The organism is Novosphingobium rosa NBRC 15208, assembly GCF_001598555.1.
Taxonomy (GTDB): Bacteria; Pseudomonadota; Alphaproteobacteria; order Sphingomonadales; family Sphingomonadaceae; genus Novosphingobium; species Novosphingobium rosa.
Genome location: NZ_BCZE01000033.1, coordinates 1 through 22,745, shown reverse-complemented (window position 1 = coordinate 22,745; position 22,745 = coordinate 1). Strand labels below are relative to the sequence as shown.

At 66.0% G+C, this 22,745-nt stretch carries 22 protein-coding genes; 14 read left to right on the top strand and 8 right to left on the bottom strand.

Going from position 1 to position 22,745, the window contains the following annotated elements; genetic code table 11:
• The first annotated feature begins 45 nt into the window (after window positions 1–45).
• Window positions 46–1,071 carry a phosphotransferase family protein gene (locus SR3_RS13575; RefSeq protein ID WP_068086829.1) on the top strand — a complete coding sequence of 342 codons (1,026 nt, stop codon included), beginning with the start codon at window positions 46–48 and terminating at the stop codon, window positions 1,069–1,071.
• Complete coding sequence (locus SR3_RS13570) at window positions 1,071–1,502, top strand: hypothetical protein (RefSeq protein ID WP_068086827.1); 432 nt, start codon at window positions 1,071–1,073, stop codon at window positions 1,500–1,502. Before SR3_RS13575 ends, SR3_RS13570 begins: the two co-directional genes overlap by 1 nt.
• A gap of 31 nt (window positions 1,503–1,533) precedes the next feature.
• Here SR3_RS13570 and SR3_RS13565 read toward each other — a convergent pair whose 3' ends face one another.
• Window positions 1,534–2,259 (bottom strand): helix-turn-helix transcriptional regulator, encoded by a 726-nt coding sequence (locus SR3_RS13565; RefSeq protein ID WP_169805635.1) that lies wholly within the window; start codon window positions 2,257–2,259, stop codon window positions 1,534–1,536.
• A 451-nt stretch (window positions 2,260–2,710) separates the two neighbouring features.
• Here SR3_RS13565 and SR3_RS13560 point away from each other — a divergent pair, with 451 nt between their 5' ends.
• From SR3_RS13560 to SR3_RS13535, 6 genes are read left to right on the top strand one after another with little or no spacing between them, the layout of a single operon-like run.
• Window positions 2,711–4,306, top strand: a complete 1,596-nt coding sequence (locus SR3_RS13560) for a hypothetical protein (protein ID WP_068086823.1) — start codon at window positions 2,711–2,713, stop codon at window positions 4,304–4,306.
• Window positions 4,307–4,352: 46 nt separating this feature from the next.
• Window positions 4,353–4,862 carry an acetyl-CoA carboxylase biotin carboxyl carrier protein gene (locus tag SR3_RS13555; protein WP_068086821.1) on the top strand — a complete coding sequence of 170 codons (510 nt, stop codon included), beginning with the start codon at window positions 4,353–4,355 and terminating at the stop codon, window positions 4,860–4,862.
• Window positions 4,863–4,865: 3 nt separating this feature from the next.
• Window positions 4,866–6,233: an acetyl-CoA carboxylase biotin carboxylase subunit gene (locus SR3_RS13550; RefSeq protein WP_068086815.1), complete on the top strand. Its 1,368-nt coding sequence runs from the start codon at window positions 4,866–4,868 to the stop codon at window positions 6,231–6,233.
• Between the two features lie 5 nt (window positions 6,234–6,238).
• Window positions 6,239–7,693 (top strand): pyruvate carboxylase, encoded by a 1,455-nt coding sequence (locus tag SR3_RS13545; RefSeq protein WP_068086814.1) that lies wholly within the window; start codon window positions 6,239–6,241, stop codon window positions 7,691–7,693.
• Window positions 7,694–7,707: 14 nt separating this feature from the next.
• Entirely contained in the window at window positions 7,708–9,264 is a 1,557-nt protein-coding gene (locus tag SR3_RS13540; protein WP_068086811.1) for a class I adenylate-forming enzyme family protein, read from the top strand.
• Complete coding sequence (locus SR3_RS13535; RefSeq protein WP_068086805.1) at window positions 9,264–10,487, top strand: thiolase family protein; 1,224 nt, start codon at window positions 9,264–9,266, stop codon at window positions 10,485–10,487. Before SR3_RS13540 ends, SR3_RS13535 begins: the two co-directional genes overlap by 1 nt.
• A 9-nt stretch (window positions 10,488–10,496) precedes the next feature.
• On the opposite strand, the gene SR3_RS13530 is transcribed toward SR3_RS13535, so the two are convergent.
• The gene (locus SR3_RS13530; protein ID WP_169805634.1) at window positions 10,497–11,216 is read right to left on the bottom strand and encodes a GntR family transcriptional regulator; all 720 of its coding nucleotides are present in this window, start codon (window positions 11,214–11,216) and stop codon (window positions 10,497–10,499) included.
• A 24-nt stretch (window positions 11,217–11,240) separates the two neighbouring features.
• Window positions 11,241–12,077 (bottom strand): 5'/3'-nucleotidase SurE, encoded by an 837-nt coding sequence (gene surE / locus SR3_RS13525; RefSeq protein WP_068086797.1) that lies wholly within the window; start codon window positions 12,075–12,077, stop codon window positions 11,241–11,243.
• Window positions 12,078–12,281: 204 nt separating this feature from the next.
• Between surE and SR3_RS13520 the strand changes: the two genes are divergently transcribed.
• The 6 genes from SR3_RS13520 (at window position 12,282) to SR3_RS13495 (ending at window position 17,271) form a co-directional block, all read left to right on the top strand.
• A complete protein-coding gene (locus SR3_RS13520) occupies window positions 12,282–13,046 on the top strand; it encodes a PEP-utilizing enzyme (RefSeq protein ID WP_068086796.1) in 765 nt (254 codons plus the stop codon).
• Window positions 13,046–13,648, top strand: a complete 603-nt coding sequence (locus tag SR3_RS13515; RefSeq protein WP_068086794.1) for a hypothetical protein — start codon at window positions 13,046–13,048, stop codon at window positions 13,646–13,648. The genes SR3_RS13520 and SR3_RS13515 overlap by 1 nt, the downstream gene beginning before the upstream one ends.
• A complete protein-coding gene (locus SR3_RS13510) occupies window positions 13,645–15,198 on the top strand; it encodes a pyruvate, phosphate dikinase (RefSeq protein ID WP_068086792.1) in 1,554 nt (517 codons plus the stop codon). Before SR3_RS13515 ends, SR3_RS13510 begins: the two co-directional genes overlap by 4 nt.
• Complete coding sequence (locus tag SR3_RS13505) at window positions 15,191–15,574, top strand: acetyl-CoA carboxylase biotin carboxyl carrier protein subunit (protein WP_068086790.1); 384 nt, start codon at window positions 15,191–15,193, stop codon at window positions 15,572–15,574. Before SR3_RS13510 ends, SR3_RS13505 begins: the two co-directional genes overlap by 8 nt.
• The gene (locus SR3_RS13500) at window positions 15,571–16,140 is read left to right on the top strand and encodes a nuclear transport factor 2 family protein (RefSeq protein ID WP_068086784.1); all 570 of its coding nucleotides are present in this window, start codon (window positions 15,571–15,573) and stop codon (window positions 16,138–16,140) included. The genes SR3_RS13505 and SR3_RS13500 overlap by 4 nt, the downstream gene beginning before the upstream one ends.
• Window positions 16,141–16,221: 81 nt before the next feature.
• On the top strand, window positions 16,222–17,271 hold the full coding sequence (locus SR3_RS13495) for an NAD-dependent epimerase/dehydratase family protein (RefSeq protein ID WP_068086783.1): 1,050 nt from the start codon (window positions 16,222–16,224) through the stop codon (window positions 17,269–17,271).
• Here the strand turns inward: SR3_RS13495 and SR3_RS13490 are convergent.
• The 5 genes from SR3_RS13490 to SR3_RS13470 form a co-directional block, all read right to left on the bottom strand.
• Window positions 17,268–18,344: an alcohol dehydrogenase catalytic domain-containing protein gene (locus SR3_RS13490; protein ID WP_068086776.1), complete on the bottom strand. Its 1,077-nt coding sequence runs from the start codon at window positions 18,342–18,344 to the stop codon at window positions 17,268–17,270. The genes SR3_RS13495 and SR3_RS13490 overlap by 4 nt on opposite strands.
• Before the next feature lie 41 nt (window positions 18,345–18,385).
• Window positions 18,386–19,507, bottom strand: a complete 1,122-nt coding sequence (locus tag SR3_RS31855; protein ID WP_068086774.1) for a hypothetical protein — start codon at window positions 19,505–19,507, stop codon at window positions 18,386–18,388.
• 78 nt (window positions 19,508–19,585) lie between these two features.
• Complete coding sequence (locus SR3_RS13480; protein WP_068086771.1) at window positions 19,586–20,653, bottom strand: CaiB/BaiF CoA transferase family protein; 1,068 nt, start codon at window positions 20,651–20,653, stop codon at window positions 19,586–19,588.
• On the bottom strand, window positions 20,650–21,660 hold the full coding sequence (locus tag SR3_RS13475) for an NAD(P)H-dependent flavin oxidoreductase (protein WP_068086767.1): 1,011 nt from the start codon (window positions 21,658–21,660) through the stop codon (window positions 20,650–20,652). Before SR3_RS13475 ends, SR3_RS13480 begins: the two co-directional genes overlap by 4 nt.
• The coding region (locus SR3_RS13470; RefSeq protein ID WP_068086764.1) for an acetyl-CoA C-acetyltransferase at window positions 21,660–22,745 on the bottom strand (1,086 nt) is incomplete at its 5' end. The genes SR3_RS13475 and SR3_RS13470, both read right to left, overlap by 1 nt.

The following is a 22,745-nucleotide window of genomic DNA, read 5'->3' as shown; positions in this document are numbered from 1 at the left end:
GCCGGGCGGGGTGCATCCCCGCCCCTTCCTGTTGCGAGGACGCCCATGGCCGACATCACCACCCCGCAATTGACGGATTACCTCACCAACCGCCTGCCCGAATGGCATGACCTGACGGTGGCAGGCCTGCACCGCCTGCCTATGGGCGCCTCGCGCGAGACCTATCGCTGCGATCTGTCCTACACCGACGAGCACGGCGCGCGGCAAGAGCTGCCGGTGATCCTGCGCCGCGATCCGCCCGCCTCCAATGTCGACAGCGACCGCGCCCATGAATTCGCCGCCTATCGCGCGATCTACGGCCATGGCATCCCGGTGCCGCGCATGCTGCTGCTTGAGGAAGATCCGGAACCTCTGGGCGGCGCCATCTCTCTGGCCGAGGATCTGCGCGGCTTTCACAACAGCGAATATCAGTTCCAGAAGCCCGAATGGGCGCCGCTGCTGCCGCATATCGCCCGCGAGATGTGGGGCACGATGGGCCGTCTGGCCGCCGTGCCGGTCGAGGATCTGGACCTTTCCTTCACCCGCCCCGCCACCCGCGAGGGCACCGCTGCGGCGGAGCTGGCCTATTGGGTCGCCAGCCTCGACAAGCATGATATCGGCGCCGAACCGATCATCCGCGCCGCCATCCGCAAGCTGGAACGCTGGCAACCGGTGGCGCAAAAGCTGGCGCTGGTGCATGGCGATTTTCGCGCGGGCAATTTCCTCTACGACGATGCGGGCAACCTCAAGGCCGTGCTGGATTGGGAAATGGCCCATTGCGGCGATCCGCTGGAGGATCTGGCCTGGAGCCTCACCCGCACCTTCTGCTTCGGCAAGGATGATCTGCGCTCCGGCCTTGCCCCGCGTGAGGAGGCGATCCGCATCTGGGAAGAGGCCAGCGGCCTCACCGCCGATCCCAAAGCGCTGTGGTGGTGGGAGCTGTTCATCTGCGTGAAGGCGCAGGCGATCTGGAACGCGGCAGCGCATGTCTGGCAGACCGGCGCCGGGCGCGAGATCATCCACGCCTATGCCGCATGGTGGCTGCGCAACGCTCAGGACAAGGCGGCGCTGGAACTGATGGAGGTCTTGTGATGAAACCCGATGTGTCCATGGCCGCGCATGAGCTGGCCCGCCGCCTGCGTGAGGATCTGCTGCCGGAACTTGCCGGATTTCATGCCAATGTCGCGGCGATGGGCGCGGCGATGCTGGAGATGATCGGCGATGAGTGGGACGGCGCCGCCGCCCGCCTCGTTGCGGAAAACCGCGCGATGCGGGCGCTGTTCGGGCGTGCCGGAGCGCTGCTGGACGATAAGGATCTGACGCAAGCCTCTCAGGGCGAGGACGAGGATTTGCGGATCAGCGCCTTGACCGCCGCCAATGATGCCCTGCGGGCGCGGCTGACCGATGTGCAGACTCATGTCGAACATGCGGACAGGAAAGAGCTGGCATCGCTGGAAACAGCAATCTGGGATGTTCTGCGCGACAGTGTCGCGTCTCGTCAGATCCGGTCGGCCAATTTCTGATGTTCAGTCCGGGCCGACGTTCTATCGATAATCAATGAAACTGGTTCGAATAGCGTGACACCAGCGCCGCACGATTATGGATACCCAGCTTGCGATAGATACGGCGCAGATGGTTCTCCACCGTATATTCGGAAATACCCAGCCGCCATGAGATTTCCTTGTTGCGCAGCCCCTGACAGATCATCGCGGTGATCTGGGATTCGCGCTGAGCCAGCACGGGCAGCGCCTCTGTGCTGGGGGCCAGAATGCGGCGGCCGCCTTCCTGAGCCAGCATCTGTTCGAACAGGCCTTCGATCACCAGTTCGCTCAGCTCGGTTGTCCAGCTTTCCAGAGTCTGCATGGGCACCTCGCTGCCATGGCGGCGATTCGCATGGCGGTGAAGACCGATGATCAGGCTGACCTGAGAGCTGATCCGTCGCCCCAGCGCGCCCGTCACCACCAGCCCGTGATGGTTGAGAAAGGCGTGATAATCGCGATGCTGCTCGGCCTGAAGATCGAGCCGCGCATCGCCCCAGCGTACGAAACCCGGGCCGCGTTCGGCCTGCTGGCGGCGCGTCAGGGCCACGAAAGGGTCACTGCGGAACAGTCGGTGATGGCTGTAGGCATATTGCGCCTCGCTGCTGACCGCCACGTGGTGGAGGTAGGAGACGCTGCCCTCATCGCTGGCATGGTCACAGAAGAAGATCGAGGCCGTGTCCAATCCACAGCCGGCGATAAGCCGCTCGGTAGCCTCGGCGATAGCCCGGTTCAGGCGCATGGCATTCTCCCGATGCCGGCGGTTTTTGGTGCCGGTCATGTGGGTGCAGACGATAAGGCCAAAAGCAGGATCGTCAAACAATTTCATCGCAAGGCGATCGCAGGGCGCTCTGTGCTGGATTTTATCCTGTCAGCGCCACATCTTGCCGGTCGATGGCACAGGCAAAAGCCTCAAAACCGACCATTCATGGCGTTTCATGATGCGAATCACCGCGCCCGAAGCGCGAAACATCACCCCTTCCAGCACGCCCGCTTCCACCCCCTTTCACCCCGCCGACGGATTTCCGTTAATTGCCAAATACCGGTGATTTGCGTCAATTTCACCCCATCAGCAGGAATGAGAGTTGCAATCCGGCGCGGCTGAGCATAGAAAATGCCATGCGATGTTGTCTGACGATTTCATCGATCAAAATATGACCCCACAAGCGGGCTCAGGAAAGAACGAGAGCGGGATGAGCAGCCAGGCAGACCATCATCAGGCAGATCGGGGGGCCGCTATACAAGGCCTGACCTACGCCAGCATTCTGGAGGCGAACAACGCCATCCAGACCATCGGCGACGACACCTATTGGCTGTGCGTCACGCGCACGGTGCAGGAATCCAAACTGTTTCCCGTGCCCGCCTATATGTTGCTGTCCTATCTGATGTGTTTCTACCGCTATCCGGCCCTGCTCCGAAAGATCGAGGCCGCCATGCCCGCCGAGGAGATCGGCGACCGCGCCCGCGGCATGGGCGCCAAATTCGGCAATCTGCCGGGCTGGGGCATGGTCACCTTCTATCTGCTGGGCCGCGAGATGCTGATCAACTTCGGCATGCTGCGCCCGGAAGATGCGGCAGAGGATGTGGTCTATGTCCTCGATTTCTGGCGCCGCTTCAAACTCTCGCAACAGCGCGAGGACGGCCATCTCAACGCCCGCGAATTCGGCCAGCGCGTGCAATTGTTGCCCGAACGCCGCGTGCAGATCTTCCATGCCGATGCCCATCGCTGCAGCAATGGCGACAGGCTGCACAAGGCGGCTCACGGCTTTCTGGCCGCTGTCTCGCAATATGGCTTCATGATCAGCTGCGAAAGTCGGGTGACGCTCAACAACTCCGGCCCCTATCGCCTTGCCGAAGGCCGTGAGCTGATCGTCCGCGATTTCACCGATCTGGCACAGGGGGACTATCCCTGGCTCGATGGCGTGGGCGCCCCCATTCCCTACAACAATCTGACCGTGACGATGGAAGTGGCCGACTGCCATTTCTATCTGATGGACGATTGGGGCAGCTTCGAATCCCGCCCGGAATTCACCGCCGACAAGCTGGTCGGCGTGGGGCTCTACACCTCCGATGTGCTGTCGGACGGTTATATGCCGATTGGCATGGAGTCCCCGGACAAGCTGGCCGAAACCTTCGAACATCTCACCGAAACCATCCGCGCCGCCATTGCCGCTTTGTGGAAGCGCGTGGCAGGCTGGAGCCGCGATGAAATGATGGATGCGGGCGCCATCGTCTATTTCTCGATGATCAAGGATTTCGCCCATGTCGCAGGGGTTTACGACCACGACGATTGGATGACCATCGACCCGCGCGCCGAGCGTTTCCGGCCCCTGCTCAGCGATGAATTCGGGCGCGATTTTCTGGGCGAAATGGTGGGTCTGGTCGATCTGCCCAGCCAGCAGCTGCCCGAACACACGATGATGCAGCATAACAATCTGCCGCGCCGCTACCTCAGCCATATCCCCTTCACCGCTGCCCAGGGCGAGGGCACGCCGCAAAGGCCGGATATCCTGCCCGGCACCTCCAGCCATGGCACCAAGCTGGACAGCTACACCACCACGCAAGGCACGCTGACGCTGGCCGAGTACAACGCCCGCGCCCGCGCCAATCAGCCCGCGCAGATGGCCACGCGCTATCGCTGGCTGAGCGACACATGGTTGAAATGGAACCAGAACGATCCGCGCGCCGATGAACTCTACCGCCTCGAACAGCGCCAGTCCCGCCTGCTCAGGGAGAAGGGCATCGGCCTGACCACCGCCGACATCGAGGCCCTGCGCGGCAAGGCCTGACAGGCCCGCCGCGCCCGCCCATCACGCCTGACAAGGAAAAGCCGACATGACCCAGCCACGCGACAATGAGGATCTGGAAGCCCTGATCCGCCAGTTCCAGGGGTCGGATCTGGAAGAACTGCATATCAAGGCCGCCGGACTGGAGCTGTTCCTTGCCCGCGATCCGCAAGCCCGGGCGCCATGGGATGGCGGGGCACATGGCGAGGCCACCGCTGCCCCCACCCCACAGGCCGCCCCCCAATCCGCAACCAGCACGCCATCCCCTGCCCCCGCGCCTGCCAACGCGCCCGGCGCAGCCCCGGTGCCCGAAGGCTTTGCCGTGATCCGCGCGCCTTATCTGGGCACGTTCTACCGCGCCCCCAAACCCGGCGAACCGATCTTCTGCGACATCGGCGACACCGTCGAACCCGGCGCCGACCTGTGCCTGGTGGAAGTGATGAAACTCTTCACCGCCGTGCGCGCCGAGGCCAAGGGCGTCGTGCGCCATATCTACGCCAAGGACGGCGATATGGTCAGCGAAGGCCAGCCGCTCTTCGCCCTCGAACCGGTGGACTGAGCCATGGCTCTCACACGCCTCTTCATCGCCAACCGGGGCGAGATCGCCCTGCGCATCGCCCGCGCGGCGCAGGCACTGGGCATCGAAACCGTGCTGGGCGTCTCGGACGCCGACCGCGACAGCGCCGCCGCGCGCGCCGTCACCCGCACGGTGGTTCTTGGTCCCAGCCCCGCCGCGCAAAGCTATCTCGACCCCGAACTGGTGGTCCATGCCGCGAAGGAAACCGGCTGCGACGGGCTTCATCCCGGCTATGGCTTCCTTTCCGAACGCGCCATTCTGCCGCGCCTCTGCGCGGCCCATGGCATCGCCTTCGTCGGCCCCGATGCCGAGACGATCGAGGCGCTGGGCGACAAGATCCAGGCCCGCGCCATGGCCCGCGCGGCGAATGTCCCCCTTGTCCCCGGCAGCGATTCCATCGCCAGCGCGGCGGACGCCGTGCGCGTCGCGGAAGAGATCGGCTATCCGGTGCTGCTCAAGGCCTCGGCGGGCGGCGGCGGGCGCGGCATGGTCATCGCCCATACGCGCACCGAAGTGGAGGCCGGCTTCACCCGCGCCAGCGCTGAGGCCGAAAGCGCCTTTGGCGACGGCACGCTGTTCATGGAATGCTTCGTGCCCCGCGCCCGCCACGTCGAGGTGCAGCTGATGGGCGACGGCACCGGCAAGGTGCTGCATTTCGGCGAGCGTGACTGCTCGGTCCAACGCCGCTATCAAAAGCTGGTTGAGGAAGCCCCCTCCGCCGCCATGCCCGAGGCCCTGCGCCGGCAGTTGCACGCCAGCGCCGTCGCGCTGGCCTCCAGCGTCAACTATCGCGGCGCGGCGACGGCGGAATTCCTCTATGATGTCGACCGTCAGGAAATCTACTTTATCGAGGTCAACGCCCGCATTCAGGTGGAACATCCGGTCAGCGAGGCGGTCACCGGCGCCGATCTGGTGCAATGGCAATTGCGCATCGCCGGGGGCGAAACGCTCACCATCGATCAGTCCGACATCGCGGTGACAGGCCATGCCATCGAATGCCGCATCAATGCGGAAAACTGGCAGCGCGGCTTTATCCCCTCGCCCGGCACGATCACCCGCTGGGCCCCGCCCGAAGCCGCGCATATCCGCCTCGACACCCATATGCGCGCGGGCGCGACGATCCCGCCCTATTATGACTCGATGATCGGCAAGCTGATCGTCACGGGCGATACCCGCGCTCAGGCCATCGAACGGCTGGAGGCGGCGCTGGCCAGCTTCAGCGTGGAGGGCGTGCCCACCACCATCGGCCTGCACCAGCAGATCACCGCCCATCCCGACTTCAAGGCCAACACCATTCACACACGCTGGCTGGAGCAGGCGCTCCTGCCCGCCCTCGACACAGCAAAGGGCTGAAACCCATGGCTCACATCCGCTTTCTCGATGAAACCTGCCGCGATGGCCAGCAGAGCCTGTGGGGCATGCGCATGCAGGCGGGGCAAGCCTATCCCGTGCTGCCCATTATCGACAAGACCGGCTATTCCACCATCAGCCTTGCCGGTTCCTCGCTGTTCGAGGTGCTGGTGCGCCATTGTCAGGAAGACCCCTGGGCGGGCTTCGATCTGATGATGAGCCAGATCCGCCAGACGCCGGTGCGCGGCGGCATCCGCTCCAACGGTTCGGTGACCTTCGGCTTCACGCCGGATTGCCTGATGGATCTGTGGATGGAGCGGCTCTGCGTCCACGGCGTGCGCAGCTGGTGGATTTACGACGTGCTGTTCAACATCGACAAGATGACGCGTCTGGCCAAACTGTCCAAGAAGTATGACTGCAAGGTGGCGGGGACGATGCTCTTCACCCTCTCGCCCGTGCATGACGACGCCTTCTGGGCCGACAAGGCCGCGAAACTGGCCGCCATCCCCGAAATCGACAGCCTGCTGCTGTACGATACCGGCGGCGTGCTGGACCGCGAAAGGATCAAGACGCTGGTCCCCGCCATCGTCGCCAATGCGGGCGGCAAGCCGGTGGAAATGCATTCCAACAACATGCTGGGCCAGTCGGCCAAGGCCTATTGCGACGCGGTGGAGTTCGGCGTTTCGGTGCTGCACACCGCCGCACGCTCCATGGCCAATGGGCCGTCGATCCCCTCCATCGACGCCATGGTCAAGAACATGGAGGCGCTGGGCCATACGCATGATATCGACACATCGCTGCTGCCCCCGGTCTCGGATCACTTCCGCCGCGTGGCCAAGGCGGCGGGCTATCTGCATGACCAGCATTACGAATATGACGTCACCTCGCTGACCACCCAGATCCCCGGCGGCATGATGGGCACGCTGCGCAACCAGCTGATCCAGCAGAACATGCTCGACAAGCTGCCGGTGGTGCTGGACGAGGTCGCCGCCGTGCGCCGCGAGCTGGGCTATCCCGGCATGGCCACGCCCTTCGCGCAGCTGGTCGGCACGCTGGCGGTGCTCAACATCGTGACCGGCAAGCGCTATTCGGCGGTGCCCGACGAGGTGATCCAATATGCCGCCGGTTACTATGGCGAGCCCCCCGCCCCCATCGATCCCGAGGCGCTGGACCGCATCATGTCGGCCCCGCGCGCGAAGGACATCGTCAACAACCCGCCGCCCCAGCCCGATCTGGCCGAACTGAAGCGCCAGCATGGCACGGAGGATGAGGACGAGCTGATCCTGCGCGCGCTGGTCCCCGCCGCCGATATTGCCCGCATGCGCAAATCCGGCCCGCCCGCGCGCGATTTTCCGATGCTCTCCTCGCCCGAGCTGGCGCAGGTGGAAAAACTGATGCGCGTCGCCACGGCTCCGCTGGTCCGGCTGAAGACCGAGGGGCTGGAGGTTGCGATCAAACGCTGAAAGGCCGGTTTCCCATGCGCATGATCGACTTCTTCGACCGGGGCGCCCGCAACGCCCCAAACCGCCCCTGCATGGTCAGCGACCTTGGCGTGAGCACCTATGCAGAGGTGCGCGCCAGATCGAACCGCATCGCCCATGCGCTAATCGCCGACGGCTTTGCCGCTGGGGCGCATGGCGCAGTGCTGTCAGGCAATGATCCGGTGGCTTTCGAGGCGATCCTTGGCATTTTGCGCGCCGATGGCGTGTGGACCATGGCCAATGCCCGCGCCTCGCTGGATGAGAACGCCTTTCTGCTCGACCTGCTCGATGTCGACACGCTCTTTATCCATACCGACATCGCCGAGCGCATCGCCCGCTTCCGCCGCGATTGCCCCAAAATCCGGCGCTATGTCACCATCGACCAGCCCCACCCCGAGGCCGACGCCTTTCTGGGCGACTGGCTGGCGCAGGCCAGCGATGGCGATGTCCCCCAGCGGCGCGAAGGCAGACCCGAAGAGCTGGCCTTTCTGGCCAACACCGGCGGCACCACCGGTGCCCCGCGCGGGGTGATGCTGACCAATCTGGTGTGGCAGTCGCTGGTCTCCAGCCTTGTCGCCTCGATGCCGATGAAGGCCCCGCCGGTCAATCTGGTGGCTGCCCCCATGACCCATGCCGCAGGGCCGTTGGCGCTGGCCAGCATGGCGCTTTCGGGCACGGTCGTGGTGCTGCCCCAGTTCGAGGCGGGCGCCGTGCTGGAGGCCATCGAGCGCCATGGCGTCACGTATATGTTCCTGCCGCCCACGGCGATCTACATGCTGCTGGCCCATCCCGAGGCGCGCGCGCGCGATCTCTCCAGCCTCGAATACATCTCCTATGCCGGGGCGCCGATGTCTCAGGACCGGCTGAAGGAGGCGATCGAGGTTTTCGGCCCGGTGATGAACGCCAGCTTCGGCCAGACTGAGGCGCCGATGTGCGTCACCGCCATGCCGCCGCATCAGCATCTCAATGCTGCGGGAGACCTCGCCCACCCCGGCTCTTGCGGGCAGGCCAATCTGCTCTCCCGCGTCGAGATCATGAATGACGAAGGCCAGTTGCTGCCCCCCGGCGAGCGGGGCGAAATCGTGGTGCGCGGACCTTTGGTGATGGCCGGCTATTACAAGAACCCGCAGGCCACGGCGGATGTCTCGCGCTTTGGCTGGCATCACACCGGCGACATCGGTTATCGTGACGATCAGGGCTGGTTCCATATCGTGGACCGCAAGAAGGACATGATCATCTCGGGCGGCTTCAACGTCTATCCCGCCGAGGTGGAGCAGGCCTTGCAGGCCCATCCCGCCGTGCAGGATTGCGCCGTCTTCGGCATTCCCGACGACAAATGGGGCGAGCAGGTGACCGCCGTGGTCGAATGCCGCGCAGGCGTGGAACCACCGCCAGTGGAGGATCTGATCGCCTTCGCCCGTGAAAGGCTGGGCGCGGTGAAAACGCCCAAGCAACTGACCTATACGCCCGCCCTGCCGCGCTCTCTGGCGGGCAAGGTGCTGCGTGCGGCTTTGCGCAAGCCCTATTGGGACAACCGGGAAAGGGCAATCTGATGCGCGCCGTCGACATCATCGGCGTGGGCATGACGCCCTTTGGCCGCCACCGCGACCTGACCTATTCGCAGCTCTCGCAAAATGCCGTGCGCGAGGCGCTGGAGGATGCGGGCATCGCGCCGTCCGCGCTGGACACCACGATCTTTTCCAGCGTGGTGCAGGCTTTTGTCGCGGGCGAAATGTCGATCCCGGGCGAATATGCGTTGCGCCCGCTGGGCATCACCGGCGTGCGCGCCTTCCATGTCGAGGCGGCCTGCGCCAGCGGCACCATGGCGGTGCATCTGGCCTATGACCTGATCCGCACCGGCCTGGCCGATGTGGTTCTCGCCGTGGGGGCCGAGAAGCTCTACACCGAGGATCGCGCCAAGAAATTCGCTGTGTTCCAGCAGCCGCTCGATATCGGCGTGGCGCAGGCCTATCTGCAGGCCACCGAGGGGCGTCTGGCCCCCGTGCCGCCAGAGAAGGACCAGCCCAGCCCCAATGTGCTGATGGAGGCCTATGCCGCGCAGGCCCGGCTGCATATGGCCACCTATGGCTCGCACCCGGAGCATTTCGCCGCGATCAGCGCCAAGAACCACGGCCATTCGGTGCATAATCCCCTCTCGCAATACCGCCATGCGATGAGCATGGAGGAGGTGCTGGCCGCCCCAACCGTGGCATGGCCACTGACCGTGCCCATGTGCGCGCCGATCAGCGACGGGGCCGCCGCCGCCATCCTCTGCGCCGCCGAGGTGACAGGCAGGCTGGGGGCCGCCGCGCCGGTGCGCATTCGGGCCTGCCGCTCGCTGTCGGGCAGCGACCGGGATGCGGCGGATTACGCCAACCATGTGTCGGCGCGGGTCGCCGCGCTGGCCTATGCCGATGCGGGCGCGGGCCCGCAGGATTTCGATCTGGCCGAGGTGCATGACGCCTCCTCCTCTGGCGAGGCGATCCAGATCGAGGCCTTGGGCCTTGCCCCTCCCGGCGAGGCAGGCTTGAGGGCCTTGGCGGGAGAGCTTTCGCTGGGCGGGCGACTGCCGGTCAATGTCTCGGGCGGGCTGGTCTCGAAAGGCCATCCGCTGGGCGCCAGCGGTCTGGCGCAGATCCACGAACTGGTCACCCAGCTGCGCGGGCGCGCGGGCACAAGGCAGGTGGCAGGCGCAAGGCTGGCCGTGGCGGAGAACTCTGGCGGCTTTTATGGCGTGGAAGATGCCATGTCCTGCGTCACCATCCTGAGCGTCTAGCGGGGGGCCTTACCCCCGCCCCGCAACGGCAAAGGCGCTTTCCGCCAGCAGATCGAGCGTGGCGCGCGTTCCGGCGAAATGTTTGCGCACGGCCCGCTCCGCCTTGCCCGCATCGTTTTCCGCCACAGCCTCAGCGATCTTGATATAGCCTCTGGCGTGGCGGCGGTGCTGCTCCTTGGTCTGCACCGTGCTGAACTGGGCGCGGAACAGATCGGTCCGCGCCAGAGGGATCACCCGGCCCAGCTCGCTGTTGCCGCCCATCTCGATCAGGTGATCGTAGAAACGGCGGCGGCTTTCCAGATAGGCCGCGCGCCCGCCGGTTTCGCTGTGCCGCACCAAAGTCTGCGCCTCTTCGCGCAGGGCGGCATGGGCCTGCGCATCGTGGCAATGGAGCGCCGCCAGCCGCGCCGCCAGCGTGCAGAGCGGCTCCAGCACATCGAGCAGGTCGCTCACCCCCTTGCGGTCGAGCGCGGCGATGAACGCCCCGCGAAACCGCGAGAGGGTGACGATCCCATCGGCATTGAGTTGCTTCAGCCCTTCACGCAGAGACCCCCGGCTGACCCCGAAACGCTGGGTCAGATCGGCCTCGACCAGATGCTGCCCCGGCACGAGCTGCCCCGCGCGGATGCAATAGGTCAGCCCCTCGGTCACCGCCATGATCGTGTCGCGCGCGCCGACGGTGGTGGCTTCGCTGTCGTCGGCAGCAGTGTCGGAAGGTGTGGCAGTCATCTCGGCTTTCATAGCTTTTTTCTCTTATATGCAGGCATCGGCGGCGGCAAGCACCGGCCCCAGGCTTCCAGCCTCGGCGCCAAAGACGGTTTCGAGTCCGGACAGCGCCTGATGGCGCGTCAGGTCCAGCTGCATCGGCGTGATCGAAATCGCGCCATGCGCCACGGCATGCAGATCGGTGCCCTCCACCAGCTCGGTCGGCTGAGGGCTGATCTTGACCCAGAAATAGGGCACGGTGCGCTCATCGACCCGGCGCACCGGCAGGAAGCCGCCGGGCTGGCGCTGCCCCTGCCGGGTGATGCGGATGCCGGTGATCTGCTCGGGCGGCAGGTTGGGAATGTTGACATTGGCAAAGCTGCCGGGCGCCCAGCTCTGACCCAGCAACTGCGCGAGAATCCCCGGCAGATGCGCCGCCGAGGCATCCCAATGCGTGTCCGCCCCATAGGAGCGCATCTGGCTCAGCGCGAAGGAGGGAATGCCCAGCAGCGCGCCTTCCTTGGCGGCGGCGCAAGTGCCGGAATAATGCACATCCTCGGCCAGATTGGGCCCGGCGTTGATGCCGGAGAGCAGAATGTCGGGCTTGCGGCCTTCCAGAAAGGTGTTGATGCCCAGCAGGGCGCAATCGGTGGGCGTGCCGCGCACGGCGAAATGGCGCTCGTCGCGCTGGATGTAGCGGATCGGCTGCGAGATGGAGATCGCCTGCCCCGCGCCCGAACGCTCCTCATCGGGGGCCACGACCCAGACATCGTCGGTGAAGGTGAGCGCGATCTCTTCGAGCAGCTTTATGCCGGGCCCATCGATCCCGTCATCATTCACGATCAGCACGCGTTTGTCGTGCAGGGGCTTTTGCGATGCGCTCATGGACGGCTTTCCTTCCCTTTGGCTGATAGCACTTTATCGTCGTTGATGTAAAATCGTCGGGCAAACTTGTCCGTCGATTTCGTGATTCGCTTGACAGATGTTGTCGCACAATTTTATCAGACAATCACCACACAGAAAATCGTCAGTCGCCACAGAGTCCCATCCATGGGAAAACAGGTGAAACAAGACGTGGAGAGCGCTGAAATGGCCCGATTGCCCATCGATGGGATGCATGCAGCATTCCCGCCCGCCAGCCCTGTCGTCGAGGCGACTCTGGCGCTTTTGCACCAGAGTGTGCGCCGCAAACTGGCCGCCCATATCGCGGCAGGCGGCAAGGGATTTGACGATTTCGTCTTCGCACAGACCGACTCGGCGCAGGATTGCGGCATCTCGCAAGCCGATGTGGCGGCGGTGGAAGCCGCCCTGCTGGAAAGCGGCCATCGCTTCGACTGGTCGGCGGCGATCTCGCTGGCCGAACGCCCGGAAATCTACAAGGGCGGCAGCGGCGGCGCCGATGCCGTCACCTTCGACCACCCCGACGCCATCACCGCCCCAGCCGATGCCGAAGGCCGCACCCTCTGCGGTCAGGGCGACAATGTGGTGCGCCACAACGCCAACATCACCGGCACCGCACGCTACATCCGCAGCAATGAACGCGTGCTGGCCTGGCTGGCCGATGGCGTGCCCGCCGGCACCATCGCCATCATCGACGATTCGGGTGGCACGCTCACCGCGCCCATTCTCGAACAATTTGCCGGGGTGCTCTGCGCCGGCGGCACGGTGCGCTCGCATCTGGGCATTCTCAGCCGCGAATATGGCATCCCCTGCTTCATGAACAGCAAGCTTTCGGGGATCGCCGATGGCGACACCGTCTGCATGGAGGCTTCCGCCGCGCCGCGCACCACGGAGGATTACCAATCGGGCACCGACCGCACCGGACGGGTGTGGAAACTGGCGGGAGAGCAGTGATGGACGCAAGACATCTGGCCCTGCACGGCCTTGCCATCAAGCGCTATGCCGGGGCCGAGGCCGTGGCGGAGCTGACCGGCCTGTCGCCCGCCTCCGCAGAGGCGCAACTGGCTCAGGCTCTGGCCACGGGGCGCGCGGTCGAAACGCGCGGCGCCTTCAGCCTCACGCCTCTGGCCCGCGTGGCGCTTCAGGCCAGCTATGACCGCATCTTCGCCCCCCTGCGCGAGGACAAGGGCTTTGCCGAGGCCTATCACGGTTTCGAGCGGATCAACCCCGACCTCAAGCAGGTCATCACCGACTGGCAGACCATCGAGCTGCGCGGCGAAAGGCGCGCCAACGATCACAGCGACCAGGCCTATGACGACCGCGTGATCGACCGCCTCGGCACTCTGCATGAACGCGCCGAGCCGGTGCTCTCCGGTCTGGCCAGCGCCCTGCCGCGCATGGCGATCTATGGTCGCAAGCTGGAGGCCGCGCTTGACCGCGCCGAGGGCGGCGACATCGCCTGGGTCAGCGACATTCACCGCGACAGCTATCACACCGTGTGGTTCGAACTGCATGAGGATCTGCTGCGCATCATGGGCCGCGAAAGGGTCGAATGATGACACATGACTGGACATTGAAGCTGGATGGCTCGGCCATGCCCGACCGGGCGCTGGTGGGCGGGAAGGCCTGGTCGATTGCGCGCATGCTCTCGATGGGGCTGACCGTGCCCCCCGCTTTCGTCATCACCACCAAAGCCTGCGCCGCCTATCAGAGCAGCGGCCTGCCCGAGGGGCTGGAAGCCGAAATAGCCGAGGGTCTGGCCTGGCTGGAGGCCGAAACCGGGCGGCAGTTCGGGGGTGGTCAGGCGCCGCTGCTGCTGTCCGTGCGCTCGGGCGCGGCGATTTCCATGCCGGGGATGATGGATACGGTGCTCAATCTGGGCATCACCGAAGCCACCGAGGCGGCGCTGGCCGCCGAAACCGGCCAGAGCGCTTTCGCGCGGGACACCCATCGGCGCTTTCTGGAACTCTATGCCAGCATCGTGCTGAAAACGCCGGTGCATCTGGAAGAGGGCGCCACCCCGGCCCAATGGCGCGACACCATCTCCCAAGCCGCCGGGCAGGCTCTGCCCGACGACCCGCGCGCCCAGCTGCTGGCCGCCGTGCGCGCCGTCTTCGACAGCTGGAACAGCCGCCGCGCCCGCAAATACCGCCAGCACAATGGCATTGCCGACGATCTGGGCACCGCCGTCACCCTGCAGGTGATGGTCTTCGGCAATCTGGATGCCGACAGCGGCACCGGCGTCCTCTTCAGCCGCAATCCGCTGACCGGCGCCCGCGCGCCTTTCGGCGAATATCTGCCTCAGGCACAGGGCGAGGATGTGGTCTCGGGCAAGTTCACCCCGCTGCGTCTGGAAGCCATGCATGAGCGGGTCGGCGCGGCCCATGACCAGCTGCTGATCGCCAGCGAAAGGCTGGAGGCGGACTCGCGCGATATGCAGGATATCGAGTTCACCGTGCAGAAGGGGCGGCTCTATCTGCTTCAGGCCCGCTCGGCCAAACGCGCGCCCGAAGCGGCCGCGCGCTGCGCTGTCGAGATGGTGCATGAAGGCCTCATCACCCAGAGCGAAGCGCTCGACCGGGTGACGCCCGAACAGGCCCGCGAATTGCTGCGCCCCCGTCTGGCCGAGGGCGCGACGGCAGGGCTGCAGGCTGTCGCCACGGGCGAAGGCGCCTGCCCCGGCGTGGCCAGCGGCCTCGTGGTGACCAGCCCGGACGAGGCCGAACGCCGCGCCGCAGCGGGCGAGGCGATCATTCTGGCCCGCGAGACCACCAGCCCCGACGACATCCACGGCATGATCGCGGCCAAAGCGATCATCACCGCGCAAGGCGGCGCCACCAGCCATGCGGCGGTGGTCAGCCGGGCGCTGGGCCGCCCCTGCGTGGTCGGCTGCGGCACGGGCGTGCTGGCGCTGGCCGGGCAGGTGGTGACTATCGATGGCGAGGGCGCCGTCTATGCCGGAGCCCTGCCCATGGTGGCGCCGCGCGCCGAGGAGCACCCCTTCCTCGGGCAATTGCTGGCATGGGCCGCGCAGGCGGGCAATGACAAATTCACCACCCAGCCCGCCGAGGCCGATCTGAAAACACTGGGAGCGGTCCATGACTGAAACAGCCCATCCCTTCCATGAAGCCCGCGCCCTGCTGCGCCAGTTCCAGCACAGCAAGGCCCGCAGCTGCCATATCCGCACCGAGGCGCTGGAGATCTTCTTCTCCCGCGATGCGTCTCACCGTGCCCCGGCCCGGGCCGCGCCACCGGCAAAGCCTTCAACCGCCAGTGCTCTGGCCGCGCCCCATCTGGCCACGGTGGTCGATCTGGCGGCTGTCGGCAGTCAGGTGCGCGCCGGTGAGGCGGTCGGGCAGTTGCGCGTGCTGGACCGTCAGGCACCCTTGCTCGCCGCCAGCGATGGCATCGTGGCCGAGCAGCATGTCGCCCCCGGCGCGCTGGTGGAATACGGCCAGACCTTGCTGACGCTGCACGGATGACGCCGGACGAGCTGCTCGCCCGCGAGGCCATCCGCCACTGCCTGCTGCGCCATTTCCGCGCCGTCGACCGGGGTGATGAAGCGCTGGAACGTACCGCCTTCTGGCCCGATGGGCAGTATCTGGGCGGGCCGGTGGCGGGGCCTGCCAGCGACTTCGTCGGCCCGCTTTTCGGCCTGCTGGGCAGCTGCTTCGAGCGGGTGATGCATTCCGTCACCAACATGCTCATCACAGTCTCGGGCGACAGCGCGCTGGTCGAGGCCTATGCCACCGGCTGGCAGCTGCTGGCCGATACGCCGGAGGTGCTGGAAGGCGTGCTGGGCCCGGCCATGCTGGCAGATCTGGCGCCGGGCGCGCGGTATGAACTGCTGATCGGCGCGCGCTATGCCGTCGAGATGGCGCGGCGCGAGGGCGAGTGGCGTATCCTCACCATGCAACCGATCATCGAATGGACCCGCGTGCAGCAACAGGCCGGGATCACAGAGGGTGGCCTTCCCGCCGCCATGCCCACCGTGCCACTGCGCCATGCCGGGGACGCCAGCTATTTCGCAGGCCGCTTCCAGCCCTGAGCGCCTGACGGAAAGCCGTCTCTGGGTCTTGCCTGCCAGATCGCGCACCATCGGGCGCAACGACAGCAGGAGCTTGGACAGATGAATGTGCTGGTGATGGGCGGCAACCGCTATATCGGGCTGCGACTGGTGGAAGAGCTGGTGGCGCAGGGCCACAAGGTCACCGTGCTCAACAGCCATGAGGTGCCGCTGCCCGCAGGTGTCACCCGCCTGCATGGGCAGCGCCATGAAGCGGGCGTGCTGGAACGCCTGCTGGGCCCGCTGCGTGACAGTTTCGACGCCGTGTTCGACAACACCGCCTACACGCCCGACCATCTGCGGCCGATGCTCGATCTGTTTCGCGGGCGGGTGAAGCATTTTGTCTTCACCTCCTCCATCGCGGTCTATGAGCTGGCCGCCGCCCAGCCGGTGGGCGAAGACAGCGCGGTCGGCAAGGATGCGGCCACGGCGCTGTATGGCGCCTATGCGGCGGGCAAGGTGGCCTGCGAGGCGCTGCTGGCGCAAGAATACGCCGAAAACGGCCTGCCCTTCACCGCCCTGCGCGTCGCCCATACCTGCGGCCCGATGAGCCCCGCCGTCACGCGCGAACCCGGCACCTTCAAGCGGCTGGAGGAAGGGCGCCCCCTGCTGATCGCGGGCAAGGTGGAGGCGATGGTCCATTTCATCCACACCGGCGATGCGGCGCGCGCGCTTTGCGCGGTGCTGGGCAAGCCTGTGGCGGCGGGGCAGACCTACAATGTGGCGGGCGGGCAGTTTTCCAGCATTGCCGGTTACATGCAGCTGATGGCGCAGGCGGTGGGCGTGTCGCCGCAGATCATCCGCATGCCCGATGATCTGCCCGAAGATTTACGCTCACCCATCGTGCATTGGCTGGAGGCGAGCCGGGGCTCCATGGTGTTCGACATCGCCAAAATCCGCCGCGATCTGGGCTGGGAACCGCAGATGACGCTGGCGGAAGGTCTGGCCGATTCCTACCGCTGGTTCCGCGAGGGCGGGCGCGAGCGTTACACCTATGATTTCAGCGCCGACGATGCCATTCTTGCCGCCCTCGCCCAGCGCGGCGGCGGGCATCAGGATGGCCCGGCGCGCATCGTGCGGCGCGACCAGCTCGATACGCTGCAGAACCTTTAGAGGTCGGGGCGCACCAGCACCTTCACATCGCCCCCGCCCCGCGCCAGAGCATCGAAAGTGGCGTCCAGGTCGCCCAGCCCCACCTGTCGGCTGACCATGGCGGCAAGGTGGCCCGGCGCCCTGGCGATCATCGCCAGCGCCTCGCCAAATTCGGCGGGCGAATAGGCGAAGACAAAATGCAGGCACAGGCCCTTTTGCAGCAGGAAGGCCGGTTCGATGCGGTCGTCATCCTTGCAGGTGCCGATGCCGATGATCGTCGCCCCCACCGGAGCGCCCCTGGCAATGCCCATCAGCAAGCCCGGCTTGCCCACACAGTCGAAGATCACCGCCCGGCTGCGCCGCCGCGTGACCGGGTCCACCGCCATCGCATCGGAAAGGCCCACCGGCAGCCCCTGTCCGGCCCACCATCGGTCATTGCCGGGATCGTCAGGAGCCGTGACCACATCGGCGCCCAGTTGCTCGGCCAGCGCGCGACGGGCGGGATCGGGCTCGATGGCGATCACCGGCCCCAGCCCCAGAGCCTTCAGCCGCGCGATCACGAAAAGCCCCACCGGGCCGCAGCCCACCACGCCAAAGGCACAGTCCTTATCCGGGCGGGCCGCCGCCACAGCGTGCACCGCCACGGCCAGCGGCTCGGTCAGGGCAGCCAGATCGTCGTCCACCACATCGGGCACGGGCAGAGCGCTGGCCTCATCGATCAGCATCATCTCGGCGAAAGCGCCATTGTAGGCATTGGAATAGCCCAGCAGCTGCAAGCCGCCCCGCGCATCCTGCAGAAAGGGCAAGGCCACCAGCCGCTGCCCTTTGGCAAACTTGCGGGCATCCTTGCCTCTATCCAGCACCTCGCAGACGAATTCGTGCCCCATCACCACGGGCTGGGCCGGGTCCATAAAGCCGCGAAAACCGGCGCGATGCAGCACATCGCACAGATGCGGCGCGTCCTTGCGGATGGAGAGATCGCTGCCGCAAATCCCGCAGGCAATGGGGCGCACCAGCAGATGCCCCGCCCCCGGCGACGGTTCTGCCAGCCGCTGAATAGAAAAACGCCCTTCATGGAACAGCGCTGCACGCATAAACCTTGCCTCCCGATGATCCGAATGTCGCGCGGAGGCGCTCACACCGGATCGAGGAAGCCCTGCAGCCCATAACGCTGATGCGGGCCGACGATATATTGCTCCAGCACACCCACGCCCACCTGATCGCCGCAGGTCGCTCGGACGACCTGCTGCACATGCATGAACTGCGGCGCGTTGCGGTCGATCTCGTTGATGTTCCAGCTTTCCAGCGTGTGGGCTTCCTCGCCCTTGTAGAAGCCGTGGCCCCATTCGGGGTGGTTATAGCCAGTGCCATACATGTGATAGCGCAGCAGCGGTTCGAGCAGGAAAGTCTCCTTGCGCCCGTCCCTGTAAACGGTGTCGATCTCGGCGCGGCTGATCAGGCGGCTGCCCTTGGCGAAGTCCAGACGGTGATCGCCGCAAAGCGCCGCCTCCACCTGCCCCTCATCCAGCGGATCGAAACCGCTTTGCACCGGGAAGGTTCGGAAGACCTGCGCGAATTCCTTCCAGCGCTTGCTGTCGGCATATTCGTGCTGGCCCCAATGGGTGCAGCGGTCCTGCCAGTGGATCGGGGCCCAGAGCCAGAAGAACTGCTCGGGAATGTCGCGGCTGACGCCCTGCTCGGGCTCGCCGGTCCAGCGCCAGCCCCATGAGCGGTCCTTCGTGCCATAGGTGGTGCGGATGTCGATGTCCTGCCGCTCGCCATGGACGATGATATAGCCTTCCCAACGCCCGAACTGGGTGAAGCGCTTCATCTGCGCCACGGTGCGCAGGCCCTGCTTCATATGATCGGCGGGCTCTTCATGGGCGATGGTGTTGGCGTGGAAGGTCAGATCGCATGCGAAGCCGGTGTCATTCGGCGCGACGGTGATCCGCACCGCCCGCATCGGCTCGACAATCTCATGGCGCATCGGCCCGGCGTGAAGATCGGTGCGATCCCCCCGCAACCGCCGCGAGGCGCGGAAGGAATGCTGCGTGCCATCCTTGCGCACGATGGAGACCGCGCCATCCATCACCTCGCGGTTGGGATAGGCGGCGAAGGCCACGCCGATGTAAAAATCGCCATTGAAATCATAGCCATTGTACCAATAGCGCGCATACATGTTGCGCTCCGACGAGGCGAGGTAGGACAGCGGCTCGGCGGTCTGGTGCAGCGGGTAATCGTCGAAACTGATCAGCATGGGCTTGTTCCGGAACAATGATGACCTGCCGGTTCTCGCCTGCTCAAGGCTTTGATCCAAGGGACGGAAAACCGTCCGTCAGCACCCAGCCCAGCCCCGCAGCATGGCCTCGCCATCGCCCGAGGCGCGGATGGCCCCCGCCGTGCGCGAGAAGCGCGGCGCGGGGGCGGCCTGAAGCAGCCCGTCATGCTCGACGAAACTCTGCCGCGCCACATGATGCGGATGATGGGGGGCCTCGCGCGCCGTCAGCACCGGGGCCACGCAGGCATCACTGCCCTCGAACAGCCTGACCCAATGCGCTTGCGGCTGACTGGCGAAGGTGCCGGCCAGAGCTCCGGTCAGGTCACCCCAGCGGGCTTCGTCATAGTGGGCGGCGATCATCTCCTCCAGCCCCAGCAGACGCATCATCGCGGCGAAGAAGGGCGGCTCCAGCGGGCCGACGGCCACCTCCTGCCCGTCGCTGCACAGATAGCAGCGATAGAAAGGTGCCGCGCCGCCCAGCAGATTGCGCGCCCGCTCCAGCGAGATGCGGCCCGATGGCTCAAGGCCGGTGAACATCGTCATCAGCGAGGCCACGCCATCGATGATCGCCGCATCCACCACCTGCCCCTGTCCGGACCTTTCGCGCTCCCACAAAGCCGCCAGAATCCCCGCGATCAGAAACATCGAGCCGCCGCCGAAATCGCCCACCAGATTGAGCGGCACCGCAGCGGGCTCTCCCGGCTTCCCCATCGCCGCCAATGCGCCGGACAGCGCGATATAGGTGATGTCATGCCCGGCCAGCCGCGCCCATGGCCCCTCCTGCCCCCAGCCTGTCATCCGCCCATAGATCAGGCGTGGGTTGGCGGCGCAGAGCACATCGGGGCCAAGTCCCAGCCGCTCCATCACGCCCGGGCGCATGCCCTCGATCAGCACATCGGCATGGGCCACGGCATGGGCGGCCCAGTCACGCCCCGCGCTCTGGCGGATATCGACCACCTTCACCGCGCGCCCGCGATCGGCGATGGGATTGGGCCAGCCATTGCCCCCTTCGCGGTCGATCCGCAGCACATCGGCGCCCAGATCGGAGAGCAGCATGGCGGCATGGGGGCCCGGGCCGATGCTGGCGAATTCCACCACCCGCAGCCCGGCGAGCGGCCCGCTCATCCCTGAAGGCACCCGGCCCTCAGGAACCCGGCGCTCAGGAACCCGGCAAGGCGCTGGGTGATGATCGCCTCGGCATCGCCCACCATGCGCGAGAGCAGCTCCGCGCAGGTGGGGATATCGTGGATCAGCCCCTGCACCTGCCCGGCCCAGACCAGACCGGCCTCCAGATCGCCGCTTTCCAGCGCCTGCCGCCCCTTCGCGCCCGAGACCAGCGGGCGGATATCCTCGAACACCGCTTCGGGCCGGGCGGAAATCTCCACCACCTGATTGGAGACCGGGCTGGCCGCCACCCGCCCGGTGTTGTGAAAACGGCGGAAGATCAGCTTGGTGTCACGCTCGGAATTGCCGACGATGAACTGCTTGATGCTGTCATGGATCGGCGCTTCCACCGTGGCGCAGAAACGCGTGCCCATGTTGACGCCATCGGCCCCCAGCGCCAGCGCGGCGGCCAGACCGCGTCCGTCGCCGATGCCGCCGCTGGCCAGCATGGGAATGGAAATCTGGTCCGCCGCCGCCGGGATCAGCACCAGCCCCGGAATATCGTCCTCGCCGGGATGGCCCGCGCATTCGAAACCGTCGATGCTGATGACATCCACGCCCATCTTCTGCGCGGAGACCGCATGGCGCACCGCCGTGCATTTGTGCAGCACGGTGATGCCCTGGCTCTTGAAATCATCGATATGTTCGCGCGGATTGTGGCCCGCGGTTTCCACGATGGTCACGCCGCTCTCGATGATCGCGCGGCGGTATTCGGCATAGGGCGGCGGGGTGACCGAGGGCAGGATCGTAAGATTCACGCCAAAGGGCTTGTCGGTCATTGTACGGCAGCGGTCGATCTCGCGGCGCAGATCGTCGGGCGTGGGCTGGGTCAGGGCGGTCAGGATGCCAAGGCCCCCCGCATTGGAGACGGCGGCGGCCAGCTCGGCGCGCCCCACCCACATCATGCCGCCCTGCACGATAGGGTGTTCGATCCCCAGAAGATCCGTAATCCGCGTTTTCAGGCCCATCACACCGCCTCCACAATGGTGACATTGGCGATGCCGCCGCCCTCGCACACGGCCTGCAGGCCATAGCGCAGCCCCCGCGCATGCAGCGCATGGATCAGCGTGGTCATCAGCTTGGTGCCCGTCGCCCCCAGCGGATGGCCCAAAGCGATGGCCCCGCCGTTGACATTGAGCTTGGCCGGATCGGCGCCCAGCGCCTTGGCCCAAGCCAGAGGCACCGGGGCGAAGGCCTCATTCACCTCATAGAGGTCGATGTCGTCGATGGTCAGCCCGGCCCTGGCCAGCGCCTTGCGGGTGGCCTCGATGGGTTCTTCCAGCATGATGACCGGATCGCCAGCGCTCACCGTCAGATTGACGATGCGCGCAATGGGCTTGAGATTATGGGCTTTAAGCCCCGCCTCATTGAGCACCAGCACGCCCGAAGCGCCGTCGCAGATCTGGCTGGCATTGGCCGCCGAGATCACCCCACCCTCCTGCAGCAGCTTGACCGAGCCGATGCCCTCCAGCGTGGCATCGGCGCGGATGCCCTCATCATGGCGATGCAGCCCGCCAGCCACGGCCAGCGGCACGATCTCCTTGTCGAAAGCCCCGGCCTGCGTGGCAGCATGGGCGCGCTGATGGCTTTGCAGGGCGAAGCTGTCCAGCATCTCGCGGGTGAAGCCATATTTGGCAGCGATCATTTCGGCGCCCGCGAACTGGCTGAAGCCCTTCACGCCAAACCGGTCGAGAATGCGCTGCGAGAAGGGCCCGACGCCCACACCGGCGCTTTCATGATAGGCAATGTTGGAGAACATCGGCACGCGCGTCATGCTTTCGCCGCCCGCCGCAATCACCACATCCTGCGTGCCGCTCATCACCGCTTGCGCCGCAAATTGCACGCATTGCTGGCTCGATCCGCACTGGCGGTCCACGGTCACGGCGGGCACGCTTTCAGGCAGCTTGGAGGCCAGCACGGCGTTGCGGGCAAAGGCGAAGCCCTGCTCGCCCGCCTGCGTGACGCAGCCCAGAATCACATCCTCCACCGCCGCCGGATCGATGCCGGAGCGGTCGACCAGCGCATTGAGCACCTCGCCCGCCATATCGGCGGG

What these genes read in the sequence shown, in the direction of transcription:
- SR3_RS13560 (WP_068086823.1), top strand. Translation starts at nt 2,711, where the DNA reads ATGAGCAGCCAGGCAGACCATCATCAGGCAGATCGGGGGGCCGCTATA.
- SR3_RS13495 (WP_068086783.1), top strand. Translation starts at nt 16,222, where the DNA reads ATGAATGTGCTGGTGATGGGCGGCAACCGCTATATCGGGCTGCGACTG.
- SR3_RS13480 (WP_068086771.1), bottom strand. Translation starts at nt 20,653, where the DNA reads ATGAGCGGGCCGCTCGCCGGGCTGCGGGTGGTGGAATTCGCCAGCATC.
- SR3_RS13500 (WP_068086784.1), top strand. Translation starts at nt 15,571, where the DNA reads ATGACGCCGGACGAGCTGCTCGCCCGCGAGGCCATCCGCCACTGCCTG.
- SR3_RS13505 (WP_068086790.1), top strand. Translation starts at nt 15,191, where the DNA reads ATGACTGAAACAGCCCATCCCTTCCATGAAGCCCGCGCCCTGCTGCGC.
- SR3_RS13565 (WP_169805635.1), bottom strand. Translation starts at nt 2,259, where the DNA reads ATGCGCCTGAACCGGGCTATCGCCGAGGCTACCGAGCGGCTTATCGCC.
- surE (WP_068086797.1), bottom strand. Translation starts at nt 12,077, where the DNA reads ATGAGCGCATCGCAAAAGCCCCTGCACGACAAACGCGTGCTGATCGTG.
- SR3_RS13515 (WP_068086794.1), top strand. Translation starts at nt 13,046, where the DNA reads ATGGACGCAAGACATCTGGCCCTGCACGGCCTTGCCATCAAGCGCTAT.
- SR3_RS31855 (WP_068086774.1), bottom strand. Translation starts at nt 19,507, where the DNA reads ATGCTGATCAGTTTCGACGATTACCCGCTGCACCAGACCGCCGAGCCG.
- SR3_RS13510 (WP_068086792.1), top strand. Translation starts at nt 13,645, where the DNA reads ATGATGACACATGACTGGACATTGAAGCTGGATGGCTCGGCCATGCCC.
- SR3_RS13530 (WP_169805634.1), bottom strand. Translation starts at nt 11,216, where the DNA reads ATGACTGCCACACCTTCCGACACTGCTGCCGACGACAGCGAAGCCACC.
- SR3_RS13545 (WP_068086814.1), top strand. Translation starts at nt 6,239, where the DNA reads ATGGCTCACATCCGCTTTCTCGATGAAACCTGCCGCGATGGCCAGCAG.
- SR3_RS13550 (WP_068086815.1), top strand. Translation starts at nt 4,866, where the DNA reads ATGGCTCTCACACGCCTCTTCATCGCCAACCGGGGCGAGATCGCCCTG.
- SR3_RS13555 (WP_068086821.1), top strand. Translation starts at nt 4,353, where the DNA reads ATGACCCAGCCACGCGACAATGAGGATCTGGAAGCCCTGATCCGCCAG.
- SR3_RS13520 (WP_068086796.1), top strand. Translation starts at nt 12,282, where the DNA reads ATGGCCCGATTGCCCATCGATGGGATGCATGCAGCATTCCCGCCCGCC.
- SR3_RS13475 (WP_068086767.1), bottom strand. Translation starts at nt 21,660, where the DNA reads ATGGGCCTGAAAACGCGGATTACGGATCTTCTGGGGATCGAACACCCT.
- SR3_RS13575 (WP_068086829.1), top strand. Translation starts at nt 46, where the DNA reads ATGGCCGACATCACCACCCCGCAATTGACGGATTACCTCACCAACCGC.
- SR3_RS13540 (WP_068086811.1), top strand. Translation starts at nt 7,708, where the DNA reads ATGCGCATGATCGACTTCTTCGACCGGGGCGCCCGCAACGCCCCAAAC.
- SR3_RS13490 (WP_068086776.1), bottom strand. Translation starts at nt 18,344, where the DNA reads ATGCGTGCAGCGCTGTTCCATGAAGGGCGTTTTTCTATTCAGCGGCTG.
- SR3_RS13535 (WP_068086805.1), top strand. Translation starts at nt 9,264, where the DNA reads ATGCGCGCCGTCGACATCATCGGCGTGGGCATGACGCCCTTTGGCCGC.
- SR3_RS13570 (WP_068086827.1), top strand. Translation starts at nt 1,071, where the DNA reads ATGAAACCCGATGTGTCCATGGCCGCGCATGAGCTGGCCCGCCGCCTG.